Origin of the sequence: Nocardia sp. XZ_19_369 (assembly GCF_015355715.1) — a bacterium.
In the GTDB taxonomy this organism is placed as follows: Bacteria; Actinomycetota; Actinomycetes; order Mycobacteriales; family Mycobacteriaceae; genus Nocardia.
Window position 1 is genome coordinate 915,917 of sequence record NZ_JACVED010000001.1, and the last position, 22,439, is coordinate 938,355.

At 67.7% G+C, this 22,439-nt stretch carries 21 protein-coding genes; 14 read left to right on the forward strand and 7 right to left on the reverse strand.

The genetic code is table 11. From position 1 onward, the window contains the following. Positions 1 to 24: 24 nt before the first annotated feature. Positions 25 to 969, forward strand: a complete 945-nt coding sequence (sigJ, locus tag IBX18_RS04290; protein WP_194832401.1) for an RNA polymerase sigma factor SigJ — start codon at positions 25 to 27, stop codon at positions 967 to 969. 80 nt (positions 970 to 1,049) lie between these two features. Continuing rightward, entirely contained in the window at positions 1,050 to 2,273 is a 1,224-nt protein-coding gene (locus tag IBX18_RS04295; RefSeq protein WP_194832402.1) for an NAD(P)/FAD-dependent oxidoreductase, read from the forward strand. Between the two features lie 62 nt (positions 2,274 to 2,335). On the opposite strand, the gene IBX18_RS04300 is transcribed toward IBX18_RS04295, so the two are convergent. Further along, positions 2,336 to 3,358, reverse strand: coding sequence for an isopenicillin N synthase family oxygenase (locus IBX18_RS04300; protein ID WP_194832403.1), 1,023 nt, complete (start codon positions 3,356 to 3,358; stop codon positions 2,336 to 2,338). Positions 3,359 to 3,780: 422 nt separating this feature from the next. On the opposite strand from IBX18_RS04300, the gene IBX18_RS04305 reads away from it, so the two are divergent. After that, on the forward strand, positions 3,781 to 5,430 hold the full coding sequence (locus tag IBX18_RS04305) for a cutinase family protein (protein ID WP_194832404.1): 1,650 nt from the start codon (positions 3,781 to 3,783) through the stop codon (positions 5,428 to 5,430). 86 nt (positions 5,431 to 5,516) lie between these two features. On the opposite strand, the gene IBX18_RS04310 is transcribed toward IBX18_RS04305, so the two are convergent. Further along, complete coding sequence (locus IBX18_RS04310; RefSeq protein ID WP_194832405.1) at positions 5,517 to 6,659, reverse strand: N(5)-(carboxyethyl)ornithine synthase; 1,143 nt, start codon at positions 6,657 to 6,659, stop codon at positions 5,517 to 5,519. Positions 6,660 to 6,812: 153 nt separating this feature from the next. On the opposite strand from IBX18_RS04310, the gene IBX18_RS04315 reads away from it, so the two are divergent. The 6 genes from IBX18_RS04315 to IBX18_RS04340 all read left to right on the forward strand — a co-directional run bounded on the left by IBX18_RS04315 (position 6,813) and on the right by IBX18_RS04340 (position 12,684). After that, complete coding sequence (locus IBX18_RS04315) at positions 6,813 to 7,544, forward strand: arginase family protein (protein ID WP_194832406.1); 732 nt, start codon at positions 6,813 to 6,815, stop codon at positions 7,542 to 7,544. Between the two features lie 175 nt (positions 7,545 to 7,719). Continuing rightward, complete coding sequence (locus IBX18_RS04320) at positions 7,720 to 8,637, forward strand: DMT family transporter (protein ID WP_147133046.1); 918 nt, start codon at positions 7,720 to 7,722, stop codon at positions 8,635 to 8,637. Between the two features lie 81 nt (positions 8,638 to 8,718). Next, on the forward strand, positions 8,719 to 9,159 hold the full coding sequence (locus tag IBX18_RS04325) for a nuclear transport factor 2 family protein (RefSeq protein WP_194832407.1): 441 nt from the start codon (positions 8,719 to 8,721) through the stop codon (positions 9,157 to 9,159). A gap of 28 nt (positions 9,160 to 9,187) precedes the next feature. Beyond that, complete coding sequence (locus IBX18_RS04330; RefSeq protein ID WP_306796114.1) at positions 9,188 to 9,841, forward strand: methyltransferase domain-containing protein; 654 nt, start codon at positions 9,188 to 9,190, stop codon at positions 9,839 to 9,841. A 133-nt stretch (positions 9,842 to 9,974) separates the two neighbouring features. Beyond that, positions 9,975 to 11,330 carry a wax ester/triacylglycerol synthase family O-acyltransferase gene (locus tag IBX18_RS04335; RefSeq protein ID WP_194832409.1) on the forward strand — a complete coding sequence of 452 codons (1,356 nt, stop codon included), beginning with the start codon at positions 9,975 to 9,977 and terminating at the stop codon, positions 11,328 to 11,330. 229 nt (positions 11,331 to 11,559) lie between these two features. Beyond that, entirely contained in the window at positions 11,560 to 12,684 is a 1,125-nt protein-coding gene (locus IBX18_RS04340) for a nitronate monooxygenase family protein (RefSeq protein WP_107653411.1), read from the forward strand. On the opposite strand, the gene IBX18_RS04345 is transcribed toward IBX18_RS04340, so the two are convergent. Beyond that, positions 12,685 to 13,647, reverse strand: coding sequence for a DUF5996 family protein (locus tag IBX18_RS04345; RefSeq protein ID WP_194832410.1), 963 nt, complete (start codon positions 13,645 to 13,647; stop codon positions 12,685 to 12,687). Positions 13,648 to 13,770: 123 nt separating this feature from the next. On the opposite strand from IBX18_RS04345, the gene IBX18_RS04350 reads away from it, so the two are divergent. Then, positions 13,771 to 14,364 (forward strand): SRPBCC family protein, encoded by a 594-nt coding sequence (locus IBX18_RS04350; RefSeq protein ID WP_194832411.1) that lies wholly within the window; start codon positions 13,771 to 13,773, stop codon positions 14,362 to 14,364. 4 nt (positions 14,365 to 14,368) lie between these two features. Here IBX18_RS04350 and IBX18_RS04355 read toward each other — a convergent pair whose 3' ends face one another. Together IBX18_RS04355 and IBX18_RS04360 are read right to left on the reverse strand one after the other, a co-directional pair. Continuing rightward, positions 14,369 to 15,706, reverse strand: a complete 1,338-nt coding sequence (locus tag IBX18_RS04355; RefSeq protein ID WP_194832412.1) for an AarF/ABC1/UbiB kinase family protein — start codon at positions 15,704 to 15,706, stop codon at positions 14,369 to 14,371. Positions 15,707 to 15,844: 138 nt separating this feature from the next. After that, positions 15,845 to 16,621: a GntR family transcriptional regulator gene (locus IBX18_RS04360; protein WP_194832413.1), complete on the reverse strand. Its 777-nt coding sequence runs from the start codon at positions 16,619 to 16,621 to the stop codon at positions 15,845 to 15,847. Positions 16,622 to 16,727: 106 nt separating this feature from the next. Here IBX18_RS04360 and IBX18_RS04365 point away from each other — a divergent pair, with 106 nt between their 5' ends. The 4 genes from IBX18_RS04365 to IBX18_RS04380 all read left to right on the forward strand — a co-directional run bounded on the left by IBX18_RS04365 (position 16,728) and on the right by IBX18_RS04380 (position 20,541). Next, positions 16,728 to 18,218: an AarF/ABC1/UbiB kinase family protein gene (locus tag IBX18_RS04365; protein WP_194832414.1), complete on the forward strand. Its 1,491-nt coding sequence runs from the start codon at positions 16,728 to 16,730 to the stop codon at positions 18,216 to 18,218. Positions 18,219 to 18,390: 172 nt separating this feature from the next. Then, positions 18,391 to 18,777: a hypothetical protein gene (locus IBX18_RS04370; protein WP_194832415.1), complete on the forward strand. Its 387-nt coding sequence runs from the start codon at positions 18,391 to 18,393 to the stop codon at positions 18,775 to 18,777. Positions 18,778 to 18,992: 215 nt separating this feature from the next. Further along, complete coding sequence (locus IBX18_RS04375) at positions 18,993 to 19,784, forward strand: 2OG-Fe(II) oxygenase family protein (protein ID WP_306796117.1); 792 nt, start codon at positions 18,993 to 18,995, stop codon at positions 19,782 to 19,784. Beyond that, positions 19,771 to 20,541: an SDR family NAD(P)-dependent oxidoreductase gene (locus tag IBX18_RS04380; protein WP_228540293.1), complete on the forward strand. Its 771-nt coding sequence runs from the start codon at positions 19,771 to 19,773 to the stop codon at positions 20,539 to 20,541. The genes IBX18_RS04375 and IBX18_RS04380 overlap by 14 nt, the downstream gene beginning before the upstream one ends. 3 nt (positions 20,542 to 20,544) lie before the next feature. Here IBX18_RS04380 and IBX18_RS04385 read toward each other — a convergent pair whose 3' ends face one another. Next, positions 20,545 to 21,390: an SDR family NAD(P)-dependent oxidoreductase gene (locus IBX18_RS04385; RefSeq protein WP_228540294.1), complete on the reverse strand. Its 846-nt coding sequence runs from the start codon at positions 21,388 to 21,390 to the stop codon at positions 20,545 to 20,547. A gap of 77 nt (positions 21,391 to 21,467) precedes the next feature. Continuing rightward, a complete protein-coding gene (locus IBX18_RS04390) occupies positions 21,468 to 22,394 on the reverse strand; it encodes a polysaccharide deacetylase family protein (protein ID WP_228540295.1) in 927 nt (308 codons plus the stop codon). Positions 22,395 to 22,439 lie beyond the last annotated feature (45 nt).

Here is a 22,439-nt window from a genome sequence, read left to right on the forward strand (position 1 = left end):
GCCCGGATGGTCGACCATAGGTGCATGTCGCTCAGCACGCACGAAGCCGATCTGTTCGAGAGTTACCGGGGCCGCCTGGAAGCTATCGCCTATCGGCTGCTCGGCTCGGCCGGGGACGCCGAGGATGCCGCGCAGGACGCGTATCTGCGCTGGCATGCGGCCGACCGGACCCGGATCGAGACCACGGAGGCCTGGCTGACCAAGGTGCTCACCAATCTCTGCCTCAACCAGCTGACCTCGGCCCGCGCCCGGCGGGAAACCTATGTGGGGCAGTGGCTCCCGGAACCGGTGCTGGCCGGCGATCGGATGCTCGGCCCGGCCGACACGGTCGAGCAGCGCGAGTCGGTCTCCCTCGCGATGCTCACCCTGATGGAGCGCCTGTCGCCCAATGAGCGCGTGGTGTACGTGCTGCGTGAGGCTTTCGGATACTCGCATCGGGAGATCGCGGAGATCCTCGACCTGACCGAATCGAACTGCCAGCAGCTCTATCGCCGAGCCAAGCAGCACGTCGGTACCGAACGGCCGCGCGCCGAGGTCGATGCGGACACCGCGCGCCGGATCGTCGAGGAATTTCTCGCCGCGGCGCTCAGCGGCGACACCGAGCCACTGATCCGGCTGCTCACCGACGACGCGGTCAGTATCGCCGACGGCGGTGGGCGACTGCCTGCCCGCAAGATTCCGGTCGTCGGCCCGTTCGATATCGCGCGGTACCTGCGTCACGTGTTCCAGCCGACCCCGGCCAAACGAGCCTTCGTCGGCGACGACGCGATCTTCTATGCCGTGGTGGTCAACGGTGCGCCCGCCGTGCTGGTCGAGGTCGGCGAGCGGGTGTACGGGGTCGTGGGTCTCGAGCCGACCGCCGACGGCGTCGCGGCGATCCACATCCAGGTCAACCCCGACAAACTGGCACGCATCACTCGCCAGTGGGCGGCCGCCGGGCCGCAGGAGCCGATCATCCGTAAGTGGTGACCCACATCACAAGGGCTTTCTGTCAGGGATCGCGGGGCTGTCCGGTTCAGGAGGTGTACGCAACCACAGAGGAGCTCGCCATGAAGCATCGCATTGTCGTCCTCGGCGCCGGGTACGCCGGAGCCATCACCGCCGGTCGCCTCGCCAAGCGTCTACACCGCGACGACGTCGAGATCACGCTGGTCAATGCCGATCCCGAGTTCGTCGAGCGGGTGCGCATGCACCAGCTCGCGAGTGGCCAGGAGCTGGCGCCCCGACCGCTGCGCGATATGTACGCGGGCAGTGGGGTGCAGGTGCGGGTGGCCCGGGTCGACGCGGTCGACGTCGACGGCAAGACCGTCGATCTCACAGATGAGCACGGCGCCGCGACCCTCGGCTACGACAGTCTCGTGTACGCCCTGGGCAGCACCGTCGCCGACTACGGCACCCCCGGTGTCGCCGAGCACGCCCATCACGTCGCGGGTAAGCAGGCCGCGTTGCGGCTGCGGAACCGCTTGCACGAGTTGGCCTCCGGCGAGACCGTGCTGGTGGTGGGCGGCGGCCTGACCGGTATCGAAGCGGCCACCGAGATCGCCGAGGCCCGCCCGGACCTCCGGGTCGCGATCGCGGCCCGCGGTGGGGTCGGCGACTGGCTCAGCGACAAGGCCCAGCACCACCTGCGGCGTACCTTCGAACGGTTCGGCATCACGGTGCACGAGCACGCCGACGTCATGCGCGTGGAGGCGGACGGTGTGGTCCTCGCGTCGGCTCCGGCGGAGGGTGCCACGCCGATCCACGACAGTGCGAACCGGATCCCCGCCCAACTGACCGTCTGGACAGCGGGTTTCGCGGTGCACCCGATCGCCGCCGCGACCACCCTAGAGGTGTCGGCGAGCGGGCAGATCGTCGTCGACGGCACCCTGCGCTCGGTCTCGCACCCCGATGTCTACGCGGTCGGCGACGCCGCGTTCGCGATGGGTGTGGGCGGCCGGCCACTGCGGATGGGTTGCGCCACGGCATCTCCGATGGCCTGGCAGTGCGCCGACGCTCTCGCCGCGCGGCTGACCGGGCGCAAGGTTCCCGAGACCCCGATCGGCTATGCCAGCCAGTGCATCAGCCTCGGTCGCCGTGATGCCATCGTGCAGAAGGTGACGCCCGACGATCAGCCCACGTCCACCGTGCTCACCGGCCGGATCGCTGCCCGCGTCAAGGAGCTGATCTGCTCGGGGGCGGCGTGGAGCGTCACCCACCCCACGCTGGGGATGCCGAGCCGCCGCCGTCACCTTGCGGCCGGTGCGGTGGCAGCCGACCTCGTCGCGCGGTGACGGGAGCCACTGTGGCGCAGTCGAAGCCACCGGTCCGGGTGCGGCGGACCGGTGGCCGAGCTTCAGTCAGCTGATTGATAGTCGGCTGGATCTTCCGCGAATGTTTTCTGCATCTTTCGCGAGATCCATTGTCCGGCGGTGGTTATCCCGAAGGTGTCGTGATCGCCGCCCGCGAACGAGCCGATCGGGTCAATTGCCGCATCATGATTGGGCAGATAGAAGAACGGGATAGACAAACGTGATGAGGTATTACCGAGTTCCGGGTTGATCACTCGGTGCATGGTCGATACCCAGCGGCCCGCGGTCCACAACGCCATGAGATCACCGATATTGACGATGAAACCGCCGGGAATGGTCGGCACGTCCTGCCATTCGCCGGTACCGTGCCGCACCTGGAGACCGCCGATGTCGGTGTCCTGGTAGAGGATGGTCAGGCTGCCCCAGTCGGTATGTTCGCCGCGGCGCAGTTGCCCGGGAAGTGGCGAGTGGTGTTGCGCGAAGTAGTAGTTGACGGCCACCGAGGAAACATGGTTGTCGAATATCCGGTCGAAGAAGTGTTCCGTGAGGTCGAGTGCCAGCGCGAACAGACGCATGAGGTCGCCGGCCAGCTCCGTCATGGCCGCGATGTACTCGTGCCAGGTGCTCTCGAAATCAGCGGGAACAGTCGGCCATACATTGGCCAATTTCCATGACGCCCAGTAGTCGCCGAGGCGGTTACGGTCCTCGTCGGGCAGACCGCCGGTGACATGCGCGGAGAAGACTTCGCACAGGTCGGGTGGGGTCTTCAGGTCCAGGCTGTGCGCAGTCGACCCGCCGAGACGCCGGAATCCGGAGACACCGGGCCGGTGCGCGACAAGTTCTTTCACGGCATCGGGCAGGGTGAAGAATTCTCGATTCGTCGCACACATCCGCTCGATGAGCTCCGCAGGCACCCCGTGACCCACGATGGTGAAGAAACCCGAGCTCGCGCACGCTCGATTGATCGCTTCGGCAATCGTGGTGCGGCCCGCCGCATTATCTCTGGATGACAAGTCGATCACCGGGACAAACCCCTCGACCACGGTGACGGTCTGCTGTTCCACCATCGGACACCTTTCTCGAGTACTGCGAGTTCTGTTGCGCCATAGAAATTTCCGACCATGGCGCGTCGAGTATCCGCAGATCGCGCATGCGCTGTACCCAGGAGCGAACGCAGGCGCGAATTTCCGCCGCGCGCCGGGCAGATGCGTGCGCGGAAGTTCCACCTCGAGCCTCTTCGATGCGCAGATCGTGCAAGCCGCTACGGGCACCGTGTAGCGGCCCTCAACTCATTCGAAGCCAGGAATCATCGATGCCCCCATTAGTGGGGGCAATTGCCGCTCCCCCAGTGTTACTCGTTTGTGTTGTTCGTCGCCTCAGGAGCTCGACTGCGTAACGATCACCGCCCGATCCACGACGTTCCTGGTGACGCATGGCCTCGGGGGGCCCTGCCCGTCCACGTGCCGGAAATTGGAATGGGGATCAGGACATGGAATTTCGCGAGTTCTTCGCGCGACATCGAATCGCGACCGCCGTCGCGGCGCCCGCGGTGCTCGGGCTGGCAGCGGTCGTGGCCACCACGTTCGCACTGACGTCGACGCCGCAGACGCGGGACACGCAGCTCACGTCGTCGGTCACCGAGTGCCACGACATGGTGAGCATCTCGGTGGCGGGCCGCGGGGACACGCCCGTCGCGGGGACGACGAAACTGCTGGTCGACGCCAACGGCAACGAATTGCCCGCCGCGCTGTCCGGTGACCACAAGAGCGAATGGGTCGACCCGGTCGTCAACGCGCCCAACGGTGCCGTCGATCCCGGTTCCTACGCCGCGGTCTACATCGCGTACCCGGCGAACATGGCGACCTACGAGGACGCAGTCAACGCCGGTGCCGCCAATACCGAGCAGGTGATGCGGGAAATCGCGAAGGCCTGTCCCGACACCAAGTTCTCCATCGTCGGCTACAGCGAGGGCGCCGATGTCGTGCGCCGGGTCGCGATGAAGGTCGGGCATCAGGAAGCCGACAAGGACGGCGCCTACGGGATCGTCGATCCGGCCAATGTCGTCGGTGTCGTCATCCTCGCCGACTCCGGTCGCGGGGCGGGCGACGGGCCGTTCCCCGGCGCGAAGGACCCGTACGGCAACCCGGACGGCTTCGATCAGAAGTACCAGAACGGGAAGAACCCGACGCCGGGCCAGGGTGCCCTGCCGGGTACCAGCGGTGATTTCGGTGCGCTGAACGGCAGGATCGCATCGTTCTGTTCCGACGGCGATCTCACCTGCGCCGCACCGGAAAACATCTCCCTGCTGCAACTCGTGGTCAATGTCGGCAGGCAGATCAATGTCGACGCGCTCGAAAAGGACGGTCTCACACCGGCGACCGGGCAGGACGTCGCCGTCGTGCTCAGCCGCATCGCACTGGCCGCGTTCGCCGACATCCAGTCGCAGCCGAACTGGCTGAAGAGCGACGAGACCTTCCTCCAGGTGCTGCTGAAGGTGTCGGATCCGGCCTACAAGCCGGGCCAGGCGCCGAAGACTCCGGTGAAGGCGGATGCGATCGCGGCCGACGACATGTCGCCGCTGGCCTACCTGCCGCAGAAGATCCTGAACGAGATCGTCGGTCTCATCGTGACGAACCAGAACACCATCCCGGTGGTCATGAACGACCCGTACAAGCTCACCCTCGGGCCGAACCACACCGGTCACCACTTCGACTACTGGCGTGACGCCGACCCGGCCAACGGAAAGCCGCTCACCTCCGCCGAATACGCGGCCGCCTGGATCACCCACCTGGCCAAGCAGGCGCAGGCGGGCAAGAAGGTCGACACCACCGCCAAGCCGGAACAAGCGGATCTCGCCGCCGTGTACAAGGCGGCCGCGGCCACCTCGACATCGCCGTCGGCCACGCCGACCAAGAGCGCGACGCCGACCACCAGTGCCGCGCCCACCACGACCAGCAGCGCGCCCACCACGACGCCGACCACCTCGGCGGCGCCGACCACCACCTCGGTCGCACCGCAGTCGACCACCACATCGGCTCCGACCTCGGTCACCCCGACCGAGACCACGCAGCCGACCACCACCGTGCCGCCCACTACCACAACGGAATCCGCGGCACCGAGCACCACCAGCACGAAGTAAGGGCCTGTCAGTCCACTGAATCCAAAACCCTGCCCGGCGCACTACGCGCCGGGCAGGGTTTTGTTGTGTGCAAACCGGTGCAGCGGTCAGACGATGGCGTACGGGTAAGCGGCAGCGCGGTTCTGGAAGGAGAGGATGCGCAGGTTCTGCACGCGGCCGTCGCGGATCTCGATGGCGCGGCGGACGGTTTCGCTACCGTCCCACGCGTCCGGGCCTGCCATGACGATGGGCAGGTACTCGAGCAGCGCCTCGGAGTTTTCCCAGGTGGCCGAGTTCCACAGGAAGGACGGACTGTGGTCGACGGCGTAGTAGTGCAGGTCGTCGCCGATGGTGAACATGGGCGCGGTGAACGAGGTGGGGCGCGCCCATTCGAAGCCCATCCCTTCGTCACACGAGACGTCGATGAACAGGGTGCCGCGGGCGAACAAGGGCAGGTCCTCGTTCCGCACGAACATCAGCGGGTCCTCGGTGTCCTGGAAGATGCAGTTGACGACCACGTCGTATTGGGCCAGCATCTCGGCCAGCGGTCCGGGTTCCGGCGCTTTCAGCGCGAGGATCCGGCCGGGGTTCGCGGGGTCGCGCTCGAAGTGCTGCATCCGCACGGACGCGAACGGCGAGGCGACGGCCGAGACGCTGCGCTGGGTCAGCACCGTGACGTCACTGATGCCGAGCGCGTTGAGCGCTCGGACGGCGCCGCGGGCGGTCGCGCCGAAGCTGATTACGGCGGCACGCAGCCGCCGTCCGTAGTCGCCGGTGGATCCACGCAGCTGTAGCGCGTGCAGCACCGAGCAGTAGCCGGCCAGCTCGTTGTTCTTGTGGAAGACGTGGACGCTGAAGTTGCCTTCCTTCGTCCAGTGATTCATTGCCTCCCAGGCGATCAGGGTCAGCCCGCGGTCGACGGCCAGCTGGGTCATCCGCTCGTCCTGCACACAGTGCGGCCATCCCCACACGACCTGCCCCGGCCGCATTTGCTCGAGATCCTCGGCCAGCGGCTTGGGCAGCAACAGCACGTCGCACTCGGCGAACAGCTCGGCCCGCGAGCGATGGCCGGCGACCAGCGGCGCGAGGTGTTCGTCGGTATAGCCGAAACGATCGCCGTAGCCATGCTCGAGGAAGACGCGGTCGCGAAGCCCCGGATCGATCCGGTCGAGGTGCGCCGGATGGATCGCCAACCGATGCTCGTCCTCCTTGCGGGAGGTCGCGACTACACCGATCGTTAGTTGCTTCACCAAATGAGTCTACGCGCACTGACCAGCCCTGACCTGGTCGAGCGCCCAGCGTGCCGGTACTGCCCGACGCCGAAGACCAGCGCCGACCCGGACCATCCGCAACCTGCCGATAATCGAGTGCCGACCACCCGGTATCGAATTAGGCTCGGGCCCATGCGTTTTCTCGTGCCCTACCACCTCGACGAACACCGTCCAGAACTGGATGCGCCGGTGACACCGGACGAGGTGATCACCGCGGATCTGCCGGAGGTGGCCGATCCATGGGCGCGAATGGCGGTGATCTACGAGGCGGTCGCGGAAAAGGTTGCGGCGTCTGTCCGCAAGGGCGAACGTCCGGTGGTGGTGTCCGGCGACTGCACGACCTCGCTGGGTGTGGTGGCCGGGTTGCAGCGGGCGGGTCTGGATCCCGCGATCGTGTGGTTCGACGCGCACGGCGACGTGCAGACGCTGGAGACGTCCGCCTCCGGGTATCTCGGTGGGATGCCGCTGCGGATGCTGACCGGGTACGGGCGGAACTTGATCGCTGATCGAATCGGGTTGCGGGACATACCCGAAGAACGCGCTGTGCTGGTCGACGGTCGTGATCTCGATCCGCCGGAGGCGGAGTTCCTGCGTACGGCACGGATCAGCCACCGCACCGTGGCCGACCTGGGTGACCTGCCGGACGGCCCGATCTACCTGCATCTCGACTGCGATGTGGTCGATCCCGGTGACCTGCCCGGCCTGCTCTTCCCCGCACCCGGCGGACCGAGCTTGCAGGCGGTCTCCGGTGCGGTGCGCGCCATCGTGGACAGCGGCCGGGTGGCCGCCTTCGGCCTGGCCTGCACCTGGCGCGACGACCAGGGCGCCGCCGACCGCATGCGCCCGCTGGTCGATTCCGTCTGAAACCCTCGGCCGACGGCACTGACGCCCCAGGGCGACAGGGCCGACTGGCCTGGTCCGAGCCCCGAAAAGTGGATCTGTCGGATGATCGGATCTTCTGTATAAGCTCCCGTTCGATCGAAAGCGAGTGGAGCATGCCGGTGACCCTTATATCTGTTCTGTGCCGAGGGGCGGTCGCGTGACGCGGCGCGGGTGGGCGCTGTTCCTCGCGATGGGTCTGATCTGGGGCGTGCCCTACGCCATGATCCGGATCGCGGTCGAGGACTTCGACCCGGTGGTCGTCGCGTTCGCCAGGACATTGCTCGGTGCGCTGGTGCTGTTGCCGATCGCGTTGTACACCAACGCCTTGGCTCCGGTCTTCCGGCGCTGGCGGCCGCTGCTGCTGTACACGGTGGCCGAGATCGTCGGGCCGTGGTTCTTCATCGGGTACGCGGAGACCACGCTGCACAGTTCGACCGTCGGGCTGTTGATCGCGGCGACGCCGTTGATCGCGGTGGTCCTGGTGACCAAACTCGGCCACGACCGCTTCGACCGGCGCAGGCTGACCGGGCTGCTGATCGGGTTCGCCGGGGTGGCCACGCTGGTCGGCCTCGATATCGACCTGTCCAGCCCCGCCGCCCTCGGCGCGATCGCGTTGACCACCATCGGTTACGCGGTCGGCCCGATCGTCATCAACCGGTCGCTGGCCGACCTCCCACCGCTCGGCGTGGTGACCGCGTCGCTGATCATCGCCGCCGTGGTCTACGCACCGTTCGCCGCATTGCGCAGGCCGACCAGCTATCCCGCCGACGCCACCCTGTCGGTACTCGGCCTCGCGCTGATCTGTACGGCCGCCGCGTTCCTGTTGTTCTTCGCGCTCATCTCCGAGGTGGGCCCGGCCCGCGCGACGGTGATCACCTACATCAATCCCGCGGTGGCCATCGTGCTCGGCGTCGCGGCGCTCGGCGAACCGCTCACCGCGGGCATGGCGATCGGCTTCCCGCTGGTGATCCTCGGCTCCATCCTGGGCACCGCACGCAGTCGCGAGAAACCGGAGGAGGCGCTGTGCACCACGCCCGCGGCGCCGGAAGCGGCGGTCCAATTACCTGAGAGGTAATCGACGGCGTCCACCCGGCGCGCCCAGAATGGTGTCTCGCCGCCTCGATCGGAGGCGGCAGCGAGATCGGAAGGATCGGCTTTGTCGTCGACGACCACAACATCCACCCACGCCGCGGTAGCGGAACTGTTGCGCCGCATCGGTTCCGGCGACGCAGACGCGATCGCCGAGCTGTACGCCGACGAGGTGGACTGGAAACTGGATTGGCCGGACGCCGAGCACGGCCGCGCCGCGACACCCTGGATCCGGCACCGCTCGACCGGCGCCGAATCCGCCGCGCACTTCCGCGCGATCGCCGAACACCATGTGCCCGAGCAGGCGGCGACCGAGATCGAACGCGTGCTCGTGGACGGCGACCACGCGGTGGTGCTCGGCGAGATCCGGCAGACCGCGCGCAGCACCGGCCGCGCCTACCGCTCCCGCTTCGCGCTGCACCTGACCGTCGAGGCGGGCTTGGTCACCAGGCATCACGTGTACGAGGACAGCCTCGCCGTCGCGCAAGCCTTCGAGGTCGATGCCTGATCCACTGCGCGATATGGATGATGGTGGGGTGGTTGGAAATCGAAGCACCCCGGCAGACGTGGACAGCACCCGTGACGCATACGACGGCATCGCGGAGATCTATACGGAATTCGTCGAGCACCACCTGGCCGGCCAGCCACACGACCGCGCCATGTTGGCGGTGTTCGCGGAACTGTTGCAGGCCAACGGTTCCGGTGCCGTCGCCGACATCGGTTGCGGTCCGGGGCGGCTCACCGCGCACCTGCACACCCTCGGTGTGCCTGCCTTCGGCATCGATCTGTCGCCCGAGATGATCGGCATCGCGCGGCGCCGGTATCCGGACCTGTCCTTCCACGAGGGCACGATGGAACAACTGGCCCTGGCCGACGCTTCTTTGCGCGGGCTCGTCGCGTGGTACTCGATCATTCATCTTCCGCCGGAACGCGTCCCGGAGGTGTTGGCCGAGTTCAATCGGGTATTAGCGGTACAAGGGCACGCGTTGCTGGCATTCTTCGCGACCGACACCCCCGACGCGGTAGAAGCGTTCGACCACAAGGTGGCTCGCGCCTACCGGTGGGCACCGGAGCGGCTTGCCGCATTGTTGCGGGACGCCGGGTTCACGGTGCACACGCGGATGGTCCGGGAGCCGGATCCGGGCGAGCGATTCCCGCAGGGTTACTTACTAGCGGTAAAGGTTCACTGAAGACCGGGCGGCCACCGCCCGGACCAGGTAAGTTGGTGGTGTCGCGCAGGATTCATGGCTGCGCGCGGGCCCGCCCGACAACGTGGTCGATTCGTTTGCAACCACACCACTGTCGCCAGGGGGCGACCACACCATGGACCTCATCGCACCGATTGATGCCGTCTTCCTCCTCGCCGAATCCCGCGAACACCCGATGCATGTCGGCTCGCTGCAACTCTTCGAGGCGCCCGAGGACGCCGGGCCCGATTTCGCCCGGCTGACGCACGAGAAGTTGCTGGCGTGCAAGGACATCGACTCGACCTTCCGTAAGCATCCGGCCACCCTGTTCGGCGCACCGCAGCTGGCCTGGACCAAGGCCGACGACGTCGAACTCGAATACCACGTGCGCCGCCTCGCGGTGCCGCGACCAGGCCGGCTGGACCAGCTGGTCGAGCTCGCGTCCGGGCTGCACAGCACGCTGCTCGACCGGCACCGCCCGCTGTGGGAGATCTACCTCATCGAGGGCCTGGCCGACGGCCGCTTCGCCGTCTACTCGAAGATGCACCACGCCCTCATCGACGGCGTCTCCGCACAACGCGTCATCCAGCGGACCTTGACGAACGACCCGGCCGCGACCGCGGCCAAGGTCCCGTGGAACCTGCCGAGGACGCCGCGCGAGCCCGCCGCCGCGTCGAGCAACGGGCTACGTGGCGCGGCCCGAAACCTGTTGTCGGCGGCCGCATCCGGGCCCGCCCTGCTGCGGACCGCACGCTCCATCCTGGTCCAGCAGCAGCTGACCATGCCGTTCGAGGCGCCGCGCACCATGTTCAACGTGCCGATCGGCGGCGCCCGCCGCACCGTGGTCCGGTCTTGGCCGTTGGAGCGGATCAAGCAGGTGAAGAAGGCCACCGGGTCGACCATCAACGACGTGGTGCTGAGCATGTCCGCCGGTGCGCTGCGCGCCTACCTCGCGGAGCGAGACGAGTTGCCGGACAAGCCGTTGATCGCCATGGTGCCGATGTCGCTGCGCAGCGCCGACGACGTGGAGACCAATGGCGTGAAGGTCGGCGCGGCGCTGTGCAATCTCGGCACCGACGTCGCCGATCCGCTGGAACGGTTGCGGGTGGTGAGCGAGTCGATGCGCAAGAGCAAGGAGGTGTACGGCTCGCTGTCGAACCTGCAGACGATGGCGTTGTCGGCGCTGATGGTCAGCCCGATCGCGCTCAGCCTGCTGCCCGGCCTGGTCCCGCTGACCAATCCGCCGTTCAATATCGTCATCTCGAATGTGCCGGGCCCCCGCGAACCCATGTATTGGAACGGTGCTCGCCTCGACGCCACCTATCCGATGTCCATCCCGTTCGACGGCCAGGCGGTGAACATCACGCTGACCACCAACGCGGACAATCTCGACTTCGGTCTCGTCGGCTGCCGGCGCAGCGTGCCGGAACTCCCCCGCCTGCTCGACCACCTCGAAGACGCGCTGACCGCACTGGAGGAAGCCGCCGTCTGAAAGAGGTCTGCCGAGCAAAACTAGAACGTGTTACTGTCAAATGATGGTGCACAGACCAGTCGAGGAAGCCGCGGCCGTGTCATGGCGATCTCTGCGGCTCGCGGCCGATTCGACGCGTCTGGGTTCGAGCGTGAGCTGACGAGCACCGCGGACAACTATGTAACTCGTTCTAGGACAAGCTGCAGCTCGTCGTTCGCGGCGGCGGAGCAGTGAGGGAGACCAGCACGCCATGCGTACCGAAATCTGCGAACGGCTCGGGATCGAATTCCCCATCTTCGCGTTCACCCACTGCCGCGACGTGGCGGCCGCGGTCAGCAATGCCGGCGGGCTCGGCGTGCTCGGTGCGGTCGGCTTCACCGCCGAGGAGCTCGAGGTCGAGCTGGCCTGGCTCGACGAGCACGTGCACGGCGTGTACGGCGTCGACCTGGTGATTCCGAGCAAGTACGAGGGCCAGGGCATCGACGGCCTGACCCCGGAAGAGCTGGAATCCAAACTGGCGGAACTTGTTCCGAACGGCCACCGGGATTTCGCCGAGAAGATCCTGGCCGACCACGGTGTGCCCGCGCTGCCCGACGGCGAGCGGCACAACCAGCTGCTCGGCTGGACCGCGACCACCGCGGCCCCGCAGGTGGAGGTGATCCTGCGGCATCCGAAGGCCAAGCTGGTCGCCAACGCGCTGGGCACCCCGCCCGACGACGTGATCAAGCAGGTGCAGGACTCCGGCCGGCTCATCGGCGCGCTGTGCGGCTCGGTGAAACACGCGCTCAATCACAAGAACGCGGGCCTGGACTTCGTCGTCTGCCAGGGCACCGAGGGCGGCGGGCACTGCGGTGAGATCTCCTCGCTGGTGCTGTGGCCGCAGGTGATCGACGCCGTCGGCGACCTGCCGGTGCTCGCGGCGGGCGGCATCGGCAACGGCCGCCAGGTCGCCGCCGCCATGGCGATGGGCGCGGCGGGCGCGTGGACCGGTTCGCTGTGGCTGACCGTCGAGGAGGCCAATGTGCCGCCCGCGCAGATGCAGACCTACATCGACGCGTCCAGCCACGACACCGTGCGTTCGCGCTCGTGGACCGGCAAGCCGTGCCGCATGCTGCGCAACGACTGGACCGACGCCTGGGAGCAGGCCGACACCCCCGACCCGCTGCCCATGCCGCTGCAGATGATGGTGGCGCTGGACGGCGTCAAGCGCGGGCACCGCTACCCGGAGGCGGCCAAGGACGTGAACTTCAATCCGGTCGGCCAGGTGGTCGGCATGATGACCAAGGTCGAGCGCTCCGCCGACGTGGTGAATCGGCTGATCCAGGAATACGTCGAATCCTGCGACCGGCTCAACAAGCTCAACGGCGGGCTGTAGTCACTCCAGCCAGCCTTTTTCGCGCAGCACCGGGTCGGTGATGCCGCCCGCGCAGGCCAGCTGGTCGGTATCCCACCCGGCCAGCTCGGCCCCGTTCGCGTAGACGGACTGGAAGAACTCGAGCGCGGCACCGACCGGGTCGGCGGTCCGGCGGGCGGCGTCGTACGGGTAGTACGCCGAGTGGCCCGCGCCCGCGGTGATCCAGTGGGCACCCGCGGGGGACAGCGCACGGTCGGCCAGTCCGGCGGGTTCCGGTGCGGTGTACGAGTAGAACGTCGGCTCCGGCACCTTGTCGTCGCCGAACCAGAAGCCGGAGCTGATCACCTCGCGCGAGTACGCCTCGCGGGTCACCGAATCCACCGTGTCGGGCAGTTCGATGTGTCGCGGCGAGAACCGCTGCACCGCGATATCGAAGGTGTGCCAGAACAATTGGACCGGGCTGATCTTGCCGGAGAAGGTCGCGCTGAACTCCTCGAGCACCCGACCGACCTGACTCTGCACCTGAAAAGCGTGGCGCGCCTTGTCCGGATCGTAGTCACCGTGTTCGTCGTCGTCCTCGAACGGCCGGTGTGCGTCCGGTAGGTCGAACGGATGCGGGTGCGCCAGTACGACATCCACGTCGAGGTCGCGCAGGCCGTTGCGCACAGCGCCGTAGAAGGTGGCCACCGACTGGTCGACGAGATCGATCTCGACCTGGGTGCCCTGATCGGTGGCGATGCGCAGCACGTGATCGAAGAAGTCGAATGCGCAGGTGAAGACCGGTCCGTTGCGGGCGGAGCCGAGGGGGACGGTGGTCCAGCCGCGCGCGGTGAGCCGGTAGGTCATGTGCCACCAGTGGTTGCGCCGGACGCCCTTGGCCAGCGCCACCTTGCCGACGATCTGGGCGAAGCGGTGCAGGGTCTCCTTGGTCGGCCGCCAGGAGTCCAGCGGGATCGCGGGCAACGGCTCGAATGGCACGGTCATGCCGAAAACGGTACGCCGCCGCGTCAGCTACCACTTCATTCGACTGTCCCAGACAGTGTAGGCTTCGCAAGCATCGACGGCCGCACCGTCGATCACCGCAGTAGCAGCACGAGGAGTATCCCCATGACGCCCTGGATCATTGCCGCCGCCATCTTGTTCGTCCTCGGTCTCGCCGGAGTGGCCGTGCTGATCGGGTTGCGACGCTCGGCCAAGACCACACTCGCCGGTGGCGGCAGCTCGCTCACGCCGGTGCGCGCCGATAAACTCGAGCGTTTCGTGGCGAGCAAAGCGGGCTTCGTGGTCACCGCCGCGCACACTTTCGACGCGTCACCGGAGCGTGTCTGGGCCGCCCTCGACACCAACGGGTTCTTCTCCTGGCTGCCGCTGATCAACGGTATGCGCTACCCCGACCAGGACCGCGGCGTCGGCGCCACCCGCGTCTTCGACGGATTTCTGGTCGCCGGTGCCGAACAGGTCGTCGCCAGGGAGGAGGGGCACCGGCTCGCGCTGACCGCGACCACCTCCTCGGTGCCGTTCGCCGTCAAGTCGATCGCCGAGGAATACGTGCTCAGCCCAACGGATTCCGGCGCGGCCACCCTCACCTGGACGCTGGCCGCACAGCCACGCCTCGGCTGGCTGCTGCCGTATCGGATCTTCGCCCCGCTGGCCCGGCCGTTCGCGCGGTGGAGTCTGCGCGGGCTCGCCAGTCGCCTCTGAGCGATCAGGCCGCAGCGCCGTCTTCGCCGAAACCGGGCAGCCAGCGCGCGACCAGCTCGACGAACGGTCCTTCCGCGTCGAGCTGGGCGCACACCCCGACGACGCCGGCGAAGACCCGGCCGAGCATGGCCAGCTCCGGAATCTCGGCGGGTGCCTTGACCGCCCTGGTGTTGGCCAGCGACACATTCTTCATGTCCAGCGCACGAGCGGTGTGCCCCTGCAACAGTTCTCGGCTGATGTGCACGCTCTCGCCACTGATCTGCGCCACGATCGGCGCGACCAGCCGCTCGATCGGGCCGAGCTCCAGCGCGTGGCCCGGCCGCACGAAACCGTTGTCGCGCAGCACGATCGCCAACTGCTCGTAGTCTTCGCGCACCGCACAGCGCGCCAGCTCGCCGATCACCGACGGAATCCCCTCCGGCAGTGCGATGGACGCGCCGAAGTCGATGACTCCGAGGCGCCCGTCGTCGAGCAGCTGGAAGTTGCCCGGGTGCGGATCGCAATGCAGGTACCCGGCCCGGACCGGCGAGGACAGCGAGAATTCGACGAGCAAGCGTCCCGCCCGATCGCGCTGTTCCTTGGTGCCGTCGGCGATGATCGCGGCCAGCGGAGTCGCCTGCATCCATTCCGAGACAAGCACTTTCGGCGCACTGGCGATCACCCTGGGCACCTGGAAGGCCGGGTCACCGGCGAAGACCTTCGCGAAGCGCCGTTGATGGTCGGCCTCGATCCGGTAGTCGAGCTCGTCGGCGGTGCGGTCGATGAACTCCGCGATGAGTGCCTTGGTGTCCGCGCCGGGCATCATGAGACCGAAAGCGCCGGAGAACATCTGGAGCATCTTCAGGTCCGACATCAGGGCCGTGTCGGCGCCCGGGTACTGCACCTTCACCGCGACGGTGCGCCCGTCGCGCCAGACGGCGCGGTGCACCTGCCCGATGCTGGCCGCGGCGATCGGCTTGTCGTCGAACTCCGTGAAGCGTTCGCGCCAGCGGGAGCCGAGTTGTTCGGCGAGCATGCGGTGCACGGAGCTGGTCGGCATCGGCGGCGCCTGCGACTGCAGCTTGGTGAGCGCGTCGCGGTAGCGGTCGGCGAAGCGGGGCGGAATGCTGGCCTCGGCCACGCTCAGGGCCTGGCCGAGTTTCATCGCGCCGCCCTTGAGTTCGCCGAGCACAGCAAACATCTGGTCGGCGGCCTTGTCGATGAGCTCGTCGTCGAGTTCGTCGCGCGAGGCGCCGGTCATCATCGCGCGCCCGGTCGCGGTGACCCGGCGGGCCATGATGCTCATCGGCAGGCCGGCCAACTTCGCCGACCGCGCCAATCCGTTACGCCTGCTGCCTGCCATGGTTCCCTCGCTTCGTTGCGTGCCATTTCAGCCTATTCTGTCTGGGACAGTGAGGCAATGGGGCAATACGGCTACACGAGTCGCATCGACCGTGCGAAACAGCAAGGGAGATCGGGACTGCGGGTGGGGAATACGCCGTCAGGCGGTCGCCGCGTGCCCGTCGTCGGCGTGCCCGTGCGTCGCGCCGACCAGCTCGTCGAAGCGCAGGATCACCCGCTCGTGGTACATCCCGAACAGATCCTCGAACAGCGCGACCTGCGCGTCGGACGGCCCGGAACCGGAGTCCCACACCGCCGCGAGCGCCCGCCAGACCAGCACGTGCAGGTCCGGCGCGCCCGCGAAGAACGCCTCGACCGCCTCCGGCACCTCGAGCACCATCTCGCCGACCGAGTTCATGATGGCCCGCTGCATGGTGAGCCCGAGCGCGGTGAGCAGCCTGCGGACCAGCCCGACCTCGATGGCCAGGATCTGGCGCAGGTCCGGATCGTCCTGTCGGGCAATGGCTTCCAGCTTGTCGATCTCCGCCTTGAGGACGGCCTGATCGATCGCCTGCTCGCTGCCGGTGTAGGCGAGCAGCGTCTCCATCACGATGCCGCGCTCGACATCGATGATGTCGCGGAACATCTCGGTCGCGACCTCGGGCATCGGAATCGAGAATCGGAACAGCTGCCGATACACGTCGACGCCACCGGCCTCGCGGACATCGCGGATGGTGAAACCCTTGCCGCGGCGCGCCTCGACGAATCCGTTCGTCTCCAGCCGTCCCAGCGTCAGCTGCGCGGTCGCCCGGTTCATGTCGAACTCTTCGGCCACCTGCCGCACGGACGGCATGAGATCCCCCGGCTGATACTCCCCCGCGGCAACCCGGCGTGCCAACTCATCGGCAACGTCGGCGACTACCGTCTGGGATCCCATCGAAGTCACCTTTCGACTACGTTCGAATACGTCCCAGACAGTCTAAGGCCTACTGTGCCAGACTGCACGTGTGTAACACTGGTCGGCGCACAGTGTGAGGTGAGTCATGGCGATCCGGCGCAGCGGCGACAGTTCAGACGAGGGTTCAACGAGCAAGCGCTCGCGCCTCTTCGCGTCCAGGTCCGATGGCAAACCCCCAGTTCGCACCGCTGTTCGCAATGCCAAGCTCGCCGCACTCCCCTTGGCCTTCGCGGGTCGGCAGGCAGCGGGTGTCGGTAAACGCGCCCTCGGCAGATCGTCCGAAGAAGTCAATCGAGACATCCAATTGCGCACCGCCCAGCACATGTTCGAGGTGCTCGGCGAGTTGAAGGGCTGCGCCGCGAAACTCGGTCAGCTGCTTGCGATTTACGAGCTGGCGCTGCCGCCGGAGCTCGCCGAGCCGTATCGGATCGCGCTGAGCCAGCTGCAGGACGCGGCACCCGCCATGCTGCCGCGGACCGTGCACGCGGCCATCGCGGCCAGCATGGGTGCGGACTGGCGCGACAGCTTCCAGGAATTCGACGACCGACGAGCCGCCGCGGCCTCGCTCGGCCAAGTGCACCGCGCGGTGTGGCACGACGGCAGGGCGGTCGCGGTCAAGGTGATGTACCCCGGCGGCCGCCAGGCGGTGGAGGGCGATCTGGAGCAGCTGCGCCGGATCTCGCATCTGGCCACCGTCTTCCTGCCCGGCGCCGACGTCAAGGCGGTCACCGAGGCGATCTGCGACTGCGTCCGGGAGGAACTGGACTACGCGGCCGAGGCCGAGTATCAGCGCGCCTTCGCCGCGGCCTACGCGGACGACCCGGACTTCTACATCCCCGAGGTGGTCGCGCAGTGCGGCGACGTGCTGATCACCGAGTGGGTCGAGGGCACCCCGCTCACCAGGATCGTGGCCAGCGGTGCGCAGGCCGAGCGCGATCGGGTCGGCATGCTCATGGTTCGTTTCGTCACCTCCGGCTGGGGACGGCACGGGCTGCTCTACGCCGACCCGCATCCGGGCAACTTCCGGGTACTGCCCGACGGGCGGCTCGGCGTGGTCGACTTCGGCGCCTGCTGTGCCTGGCCGCCCGAGGGTTTCGAGGAACTGGCGATCGACTACTGCAAGGCCTTCTTCACCGGCGGCGGGGCGGAGCAGTTGGAAGCGGCGACCAGGCGGCACGGCTTCGTCACCTTCGGGCGCGCGTTCGACAGCGACGCGCTCTACGCCGTCGTCGAACCGTGCAGTGAGCCGTTCAAGCACGCGACCTATCGGATGACGACGCCGTGGCTGCGCAAGCAGGTGCTGCGCACCACCAATCCGCGGCTGTCGAATGTGGTGCGCGAGATGACGATGCCCGCCTACTTCACGCCGTTCGCGCGGGCCGCGCTCACGCTGGTCGGGGTGCTGAGCCAGCTGGAGACCGAGGGGCCGTACCGCGAGGAGATCCTGCGCTGGATGCCGATGCTGGCCGAGGCGCTCGGCCCGGTCGAGGATCCCGACCCGGACCGGCCGGTGGACTTGGCCGCGGTGCGCGAGCAGCGGGCCGAGGCCGCGAATCGCCAAATGTCGGTCGGCTGAGCCGGGCCGTCCCCACGGTCAGGGCGCGACACTTACCGAGACATGCTGTCCCAGACAGTGCTAGGGTTCGGACAACTACCCCTCAGCTGTGCGGGGAGTCCGTCGGCAGCCGGCCGAGTTCTTCCGCAGCCGCTGGCTGAGCGTCCACACCCAGCGCCTACCGAGGAGAAGCATGGGCAAAATCATCGGCCGTCGTAAGCGCCGCAAGTCGACCCGAGCGCTCGCGGCGGGCAGTCCGCCGCCGCATCCGGTCGTGCTCCCGGCACGGACGCCGGACAGCCTGCGCGCGCGGGCTTTCGGACTCGGACTCGCCGGTACCGGCGCGGCACATTTCACGGCACCGCAGGCCTTCGATCCACTGACCGCGCGCGCCTTTCCCCGCGCCACCCGCCGCTGGACCTATCGCAACGGGCTCACCGAAGTAGTACTGGGACTGGCGATCACCTTCCGGCGGAGCAGGCCGCTCGGGTCGGTGGGCTTCATCGCCTACCTCGCCTTCCTCGCGGCACGTTTCTCCGGCGCCCGGCCGGTCGAACAGTCCGGCACGAGCGCGTGGTGACCGGCACGGCCTGACAACCGGCACGGTCTCACACCGGCACGGTCGCGAATTCCGGAACACGAGGGGTTGCCGGAAATCGGACCGCGTGCCTTCCCTCCTGCCGACCACTCCCACTGATGCGCACCGCCCATCCGCGCACAAAACGAACACCAGCGGCGAGGGCGTGCACCGCGCAATATGATCGCGAGTGGTTCGACCGGGAGGGAGTGAGTGGTGTGACAACCGAGTCGGTACTGGAGGCGCAGGCGCGCCCGAAGCGCTTCGCGGATCTGTTCGCCCATCGGCGCTGGATCCGGCGTAGCGAGCCGTTCCCGCATGTGTACGCCCGCGACGTGTTCGTGCCGGAGTACTTCGCGCGGATGAGTGCGGACCTGGCCGAGGTGCGTCGGGAGAGCCCGGACCTGTTCCGGCAGGTGGCGGCGAACTACAGCGCCGACGGCATCAGCCTGGCCAATCTGCGGGGCACCGCGTTCGATGTGTTCGCCTCCCGGGACTGGCACGACCTGGTCGCGGGGATCGTCGGCGTCACCGCGACCGGCGACGTCGAGGGCTCGGTGCATCATCACGGGCCGGGCGCCCCGTACGGGTGGCCGCACAATGATCTCAATCCCGCCTGGTTCCCCGGCGAGGCGCCGGGCCCCGACGAGGTGCGGCTGCCTGCCGAGTCGGTGGAGACCAAGTCCGGCAAGCGCGAAGCCGGGGTGCTCGCCCGCGAGTCGATCCGCGCGGTGGCCGTGCTGTTCTACTTCGGTAACCCGGACTGGCAGCCGGGCGACGGCGGCGAAACCGCGCTCTACAACAACCTTTCCGATGGCGAGAAACTGCCGGACCTGACATTGATTCCGCCACTGGACAATTCGCTGATCCTGTTCGAAGTCACGCCGCGCACCTGGCACACCTTCGCCGGCGGCAACATCAAGGACCGCAACAGCGTGGTGATGTGGGTACACCGGACCAAGGACGACGCGGTGGCCCGCTGGGGAGGGGACAAGATTGTCTACTGGTGAACGCCGGGTCTGCCTGATCACGGGCGCGGGCGGCACGCTCGGCAACGTGTTCTGCCGCTCCTATTACACCGAGTACGACATCGTCGCGGTCTGCCGCACCCGCACGCCTGCGGTGCCCTCGCAGCTGGAGTCGTTCGTCGACCCGCTGGAGCCGGAAAAGCCGGTGCCGGAGAATAATTCGCGAGTCTTCGTGGTCCGCGCCGATCTCACCGTGCCGGGTGAGGTGGAGCGGGTGGTCGATCTCGCGCTCGCCCGGTACGGCAAGGTCGACCTGCTGGTCAACAATGCCGCGCACGTCCAGTTGCAGCCGCGCGGCATCGTCGACGGTGACGCTTCGCTGGAGCAGTTCGATCCGCACTTCACCTTGAATGTCGCGGTGCCGCTGCGGTTCGCGGCCCGGCTGGCCCAGCGCACCTGGCTGCACACCGGCGCGGAGAATCGCGCGGCGAACCGGAACATCGTCAACATCTCCAGCATCTCCGGCTCGGAGGTGTACCCGGGGCAGACGCTGTACTCCGCGTCGAAGGCGGCGCTCAATCAGCTGACCCGGAATATCGCCGACGAATTCGCCGAGTTCGGGGTGCGCGCGAATGCCATCGCGCCCACCACTTTTCCCGCGTTGGTACCCACCGAGCAGGTCGCGCAGGCGATCGTCGAGCTCGACGGCGGCAGCTTCACCGGCGGGGTGTTCGGCGTCGGCGCGGAGCCGAGCGGGCCGGACGGTGCGCCCGCCCAGCTCGCCGAGGCCGAGCAGTAACCGCTACCGGGACGCGCCGGTGACCCGCTCGGACAGCTCCCACAGCTGTTGCGCGAGAGGCTGATCCACCGCCTGCTTGTTGCTCGGCGGCTCCAGCTCGAACCGGTGGAAGTAGTGCCCGTTGATGTCGTCGGCGGTGGTTACCAACTGCACCAACGGTTCCGAGCCTTTCTTCGGAGTGATGAAGAACGGCTTGGCCAGCGGGGACCGGATGAGCATGCCGAGGCCGAGCGGCGCGTTGTCGTACACGTGGGTGGCCACCGCGCCGGGGTGGAACGCGGCGGTGACCAGACCGGTGCCCGCGGTGCGGCGCGCCAGTTCCCGGGTGAACACGATGTTCGCCAGCTTCGACGCCGCGTAGGCGCCCATCTGGTTGAACGACCCGGTGGTCGCGTTGACGGTGTCCAGGTTCAGCTTCGCCATCCGGTAGGTCATGCTGGCGGTGTTGATCACCCGCGCCTGCGACTGCACGAGCCGGTCCAGCAGCAGGCTGGTCAGCAGGAACGGGGACAGGTGATTGACCTGGAAGGTCAGCTCGTTGCCGTCGTCGGTGGCGGTCCGCTTCGGCCAGGAACCGCCCGCGTTGTTGGCGAGCACGTCGATGCGCGGGTAGCGGTCGAGCAGCTGGTCGGCGAGTTTGCGCACCTCGTCGAACCGGGCGAAGTCGGCGAGGAAGGGCTCCGCACCCGCCTTGGCCGCCACCTCGGCCGTCCGCTCCGGTGACCGGCCGACCACCGCGACGGTGGCGCCGCGAGCGGCCAGTGTCGCCGCCGCCTCGGCGCCGATACCGGAGCTCGCACCGGTCACCACCACCGTCTTCCCTGTCAGATCCTGGTCCTGCACAGCCATTCCTGCCTCCTGAACATCGGCCAAACGCGAGCAGCCGGACGTAGTCGATCCCCGGCCCAGTACGGCCGCAGGTACGCCTAACTGCCCTGATCGTCTTCGGCGCGCGCGGATTCGGCAAGGGGTGACTCGCCCGCGAAGTGCGCGGCGATGTCGTCGGCGGTGGTCGACCACACGCCGGGATGGTTCACCACGTACTCCAGCGCCTGATCCAGATACTTGGCGCGGAACGCCTGCCCGATGACGAAGGGGTGCAGCGCGAGCGCCAGCACCCGGCCGCTGTCCGCCGACTCCGCGTAGAGCTGATCGAGTTGGTCCCGCACGATCTGCACGAAGTCGGGGCCGCTGGTCCCCTTGCCGAGGAACAGGGTGTTGTCGTTCAGCTCGACGGTGTACGGAACGCTGAGCATTCCGGGCACATTCAGCCGGTACGGCTGGTCGTCGTTGGTCCAGTCGAGCACGTAGCTCAGGCCGAGCTCGGCCAGCAGCGCCGGGGTGTGGAAGGTCTCGGTGAGCGCCGGACCCATCCAGCCGCGCGGCCTGCGCCCGGTCGCCCGCTCGATCGTCTCGACCACCTCGGTGAGGTAGTCGCGCTCCTGCTCGATCGTCATATCGGCCTGGAATATCGAGTTGTTCTTCCCGTGCGCCAGCCAAGCCCAGTCCCTGGCCAGGCCCGCCGTGATGATCTGCGGATTGTGCTCGACCACATCGGAATTGAGCAGCACGCTGGCGCGAATACGGTGCCGGTCCAGGATCTCGGTCAACCGCCAGATGCCGACCCGGGGGCCGTAATCACGCCAGCCGTAGTTCAACGGGTCGGGGGTGAGCCCGGCGGTCCCGGGGAAGATGCTCGTCGAGGGCCGATCCACCTGATAGTGCTCGACGTTCAGGCCGACGTAGAAAGCGACGCGAGCGCCGTCGGGCCAGCGAATCGGGGAGCGGTCGGTGATCGGGCTGTAGTCGTAGAGCTCGTTGTCCATGCGTCGATTCTTGAACCTGACACTCATGTCAGGTTCAATCCCGGCGCGGCGTGAGATACGGCACAGGCCGAC

Bases quoted from the DNA above. Each gene is read 5' to 3' on its own strand.
- sigJ (WP_194832401.1), top strand. From the start codon at position 25: ATGTCGCTCAGCACGCACGAAGCCGATCTGTTCGAGAGTTACCGGGGC.
- IBX18_RS04295 (WP_194832402.1), top strand. From the start codon at position 1,050: ATGAAGCATCGCATTGTCGTCCTCGGCGCCGGGTACGCCGGAGCCATC.
- IBX18_RS04300 (WP_194832403.1), bottom strand. From the start codon at position 3,358: ATGGTGGAACAGCAGACCGTCACCGTGGTCGAGGGGTTTGTCCCGGTG.
- IBX18_RS04305 (WP_194832404.1), top strand. From the start codon at position 3,781: ATGGAATTTCGCGAGTTCTTCGCGCGACATCGAATCGCGACCGCCGTC.
- IBX18_RS04315 (WP_194832406.1), top strand. From the start codon at position 6,813: ATGCGTTTTCTCGTGCCCTACCACCTCGACGAACACCGTCCAGAACTG.
- IBX18_RS04335 (WP_194832409.1), top strand. From the start codon at position 9,975: ATGGACCTCATCGCACCGATTGATGCCGTCTTCCTCCTCGCCGAATCC.
- IBX18_RS04340 (WP_107653411.1), top strand. From the start codon at position 11,560: ATGCGTACCGAAATCTGCGAACGGCTCGGGATCGAATTCCCCATCTTC.
- IBX18_RS04345 (WP_194832410.1), bottom strand. From the start codon at position 13,647: ATGACCGTGCCATTCGAGCCGTTGCCCGCGATCCCGCTGGACTCCTGG.
- IBX18_RS04350 (WP_194832411.1), top strand. From the start codon at position 13,771: ATGACGCCCTGGATCATTGCCGCCGCCATCTTGTTCGTCCTCGGTCTC.
- IBX18_RS04355 (WP_194832412.1), bottom strand. From the start codon at position 15,706: ATGGCAGGCAGCAGGCGTAACGGATTGGCGCGGTCGGCGAAGTTGGCC.
- IBX18_RS04360 (WP_194832413.1), bottom strand. From the start codon at position 16,621: ATGGGATCCCAGACGGTAGTCGCCGACGTTGCCGATGAGTTGGCACGC.
- IBX18_RS04365 (WP_194832414.1), top strand. From the start codon at position 16,728: ATGGCGATCCGGCGCAGCGGCGACAGTTCAGACGAGGGTTCAACGAGC.
- IBX18_RS04370 (WP_194832415.1), top strand. From the start codon at position 18,391: ATGGGCAAAATCATCGGCCGTCGTAAGCGCCGCAAGTCGACCCGAGCG.
- IBX18_RS04385 (WP_228540294.1), bottom strand. From the start codon at position 21,390: ATGGCTGTGCAGGACCAGGATCTGACAGGGAAGACGGTGGTGGTGACC.
- IBX18_RS04390 (WP_228540295.1), bottom strand. From the start codon at position 22,394: ATGAGTGTCAGGTTCAAGAATCGACGCATGGACAACGAGCTCTACGAC.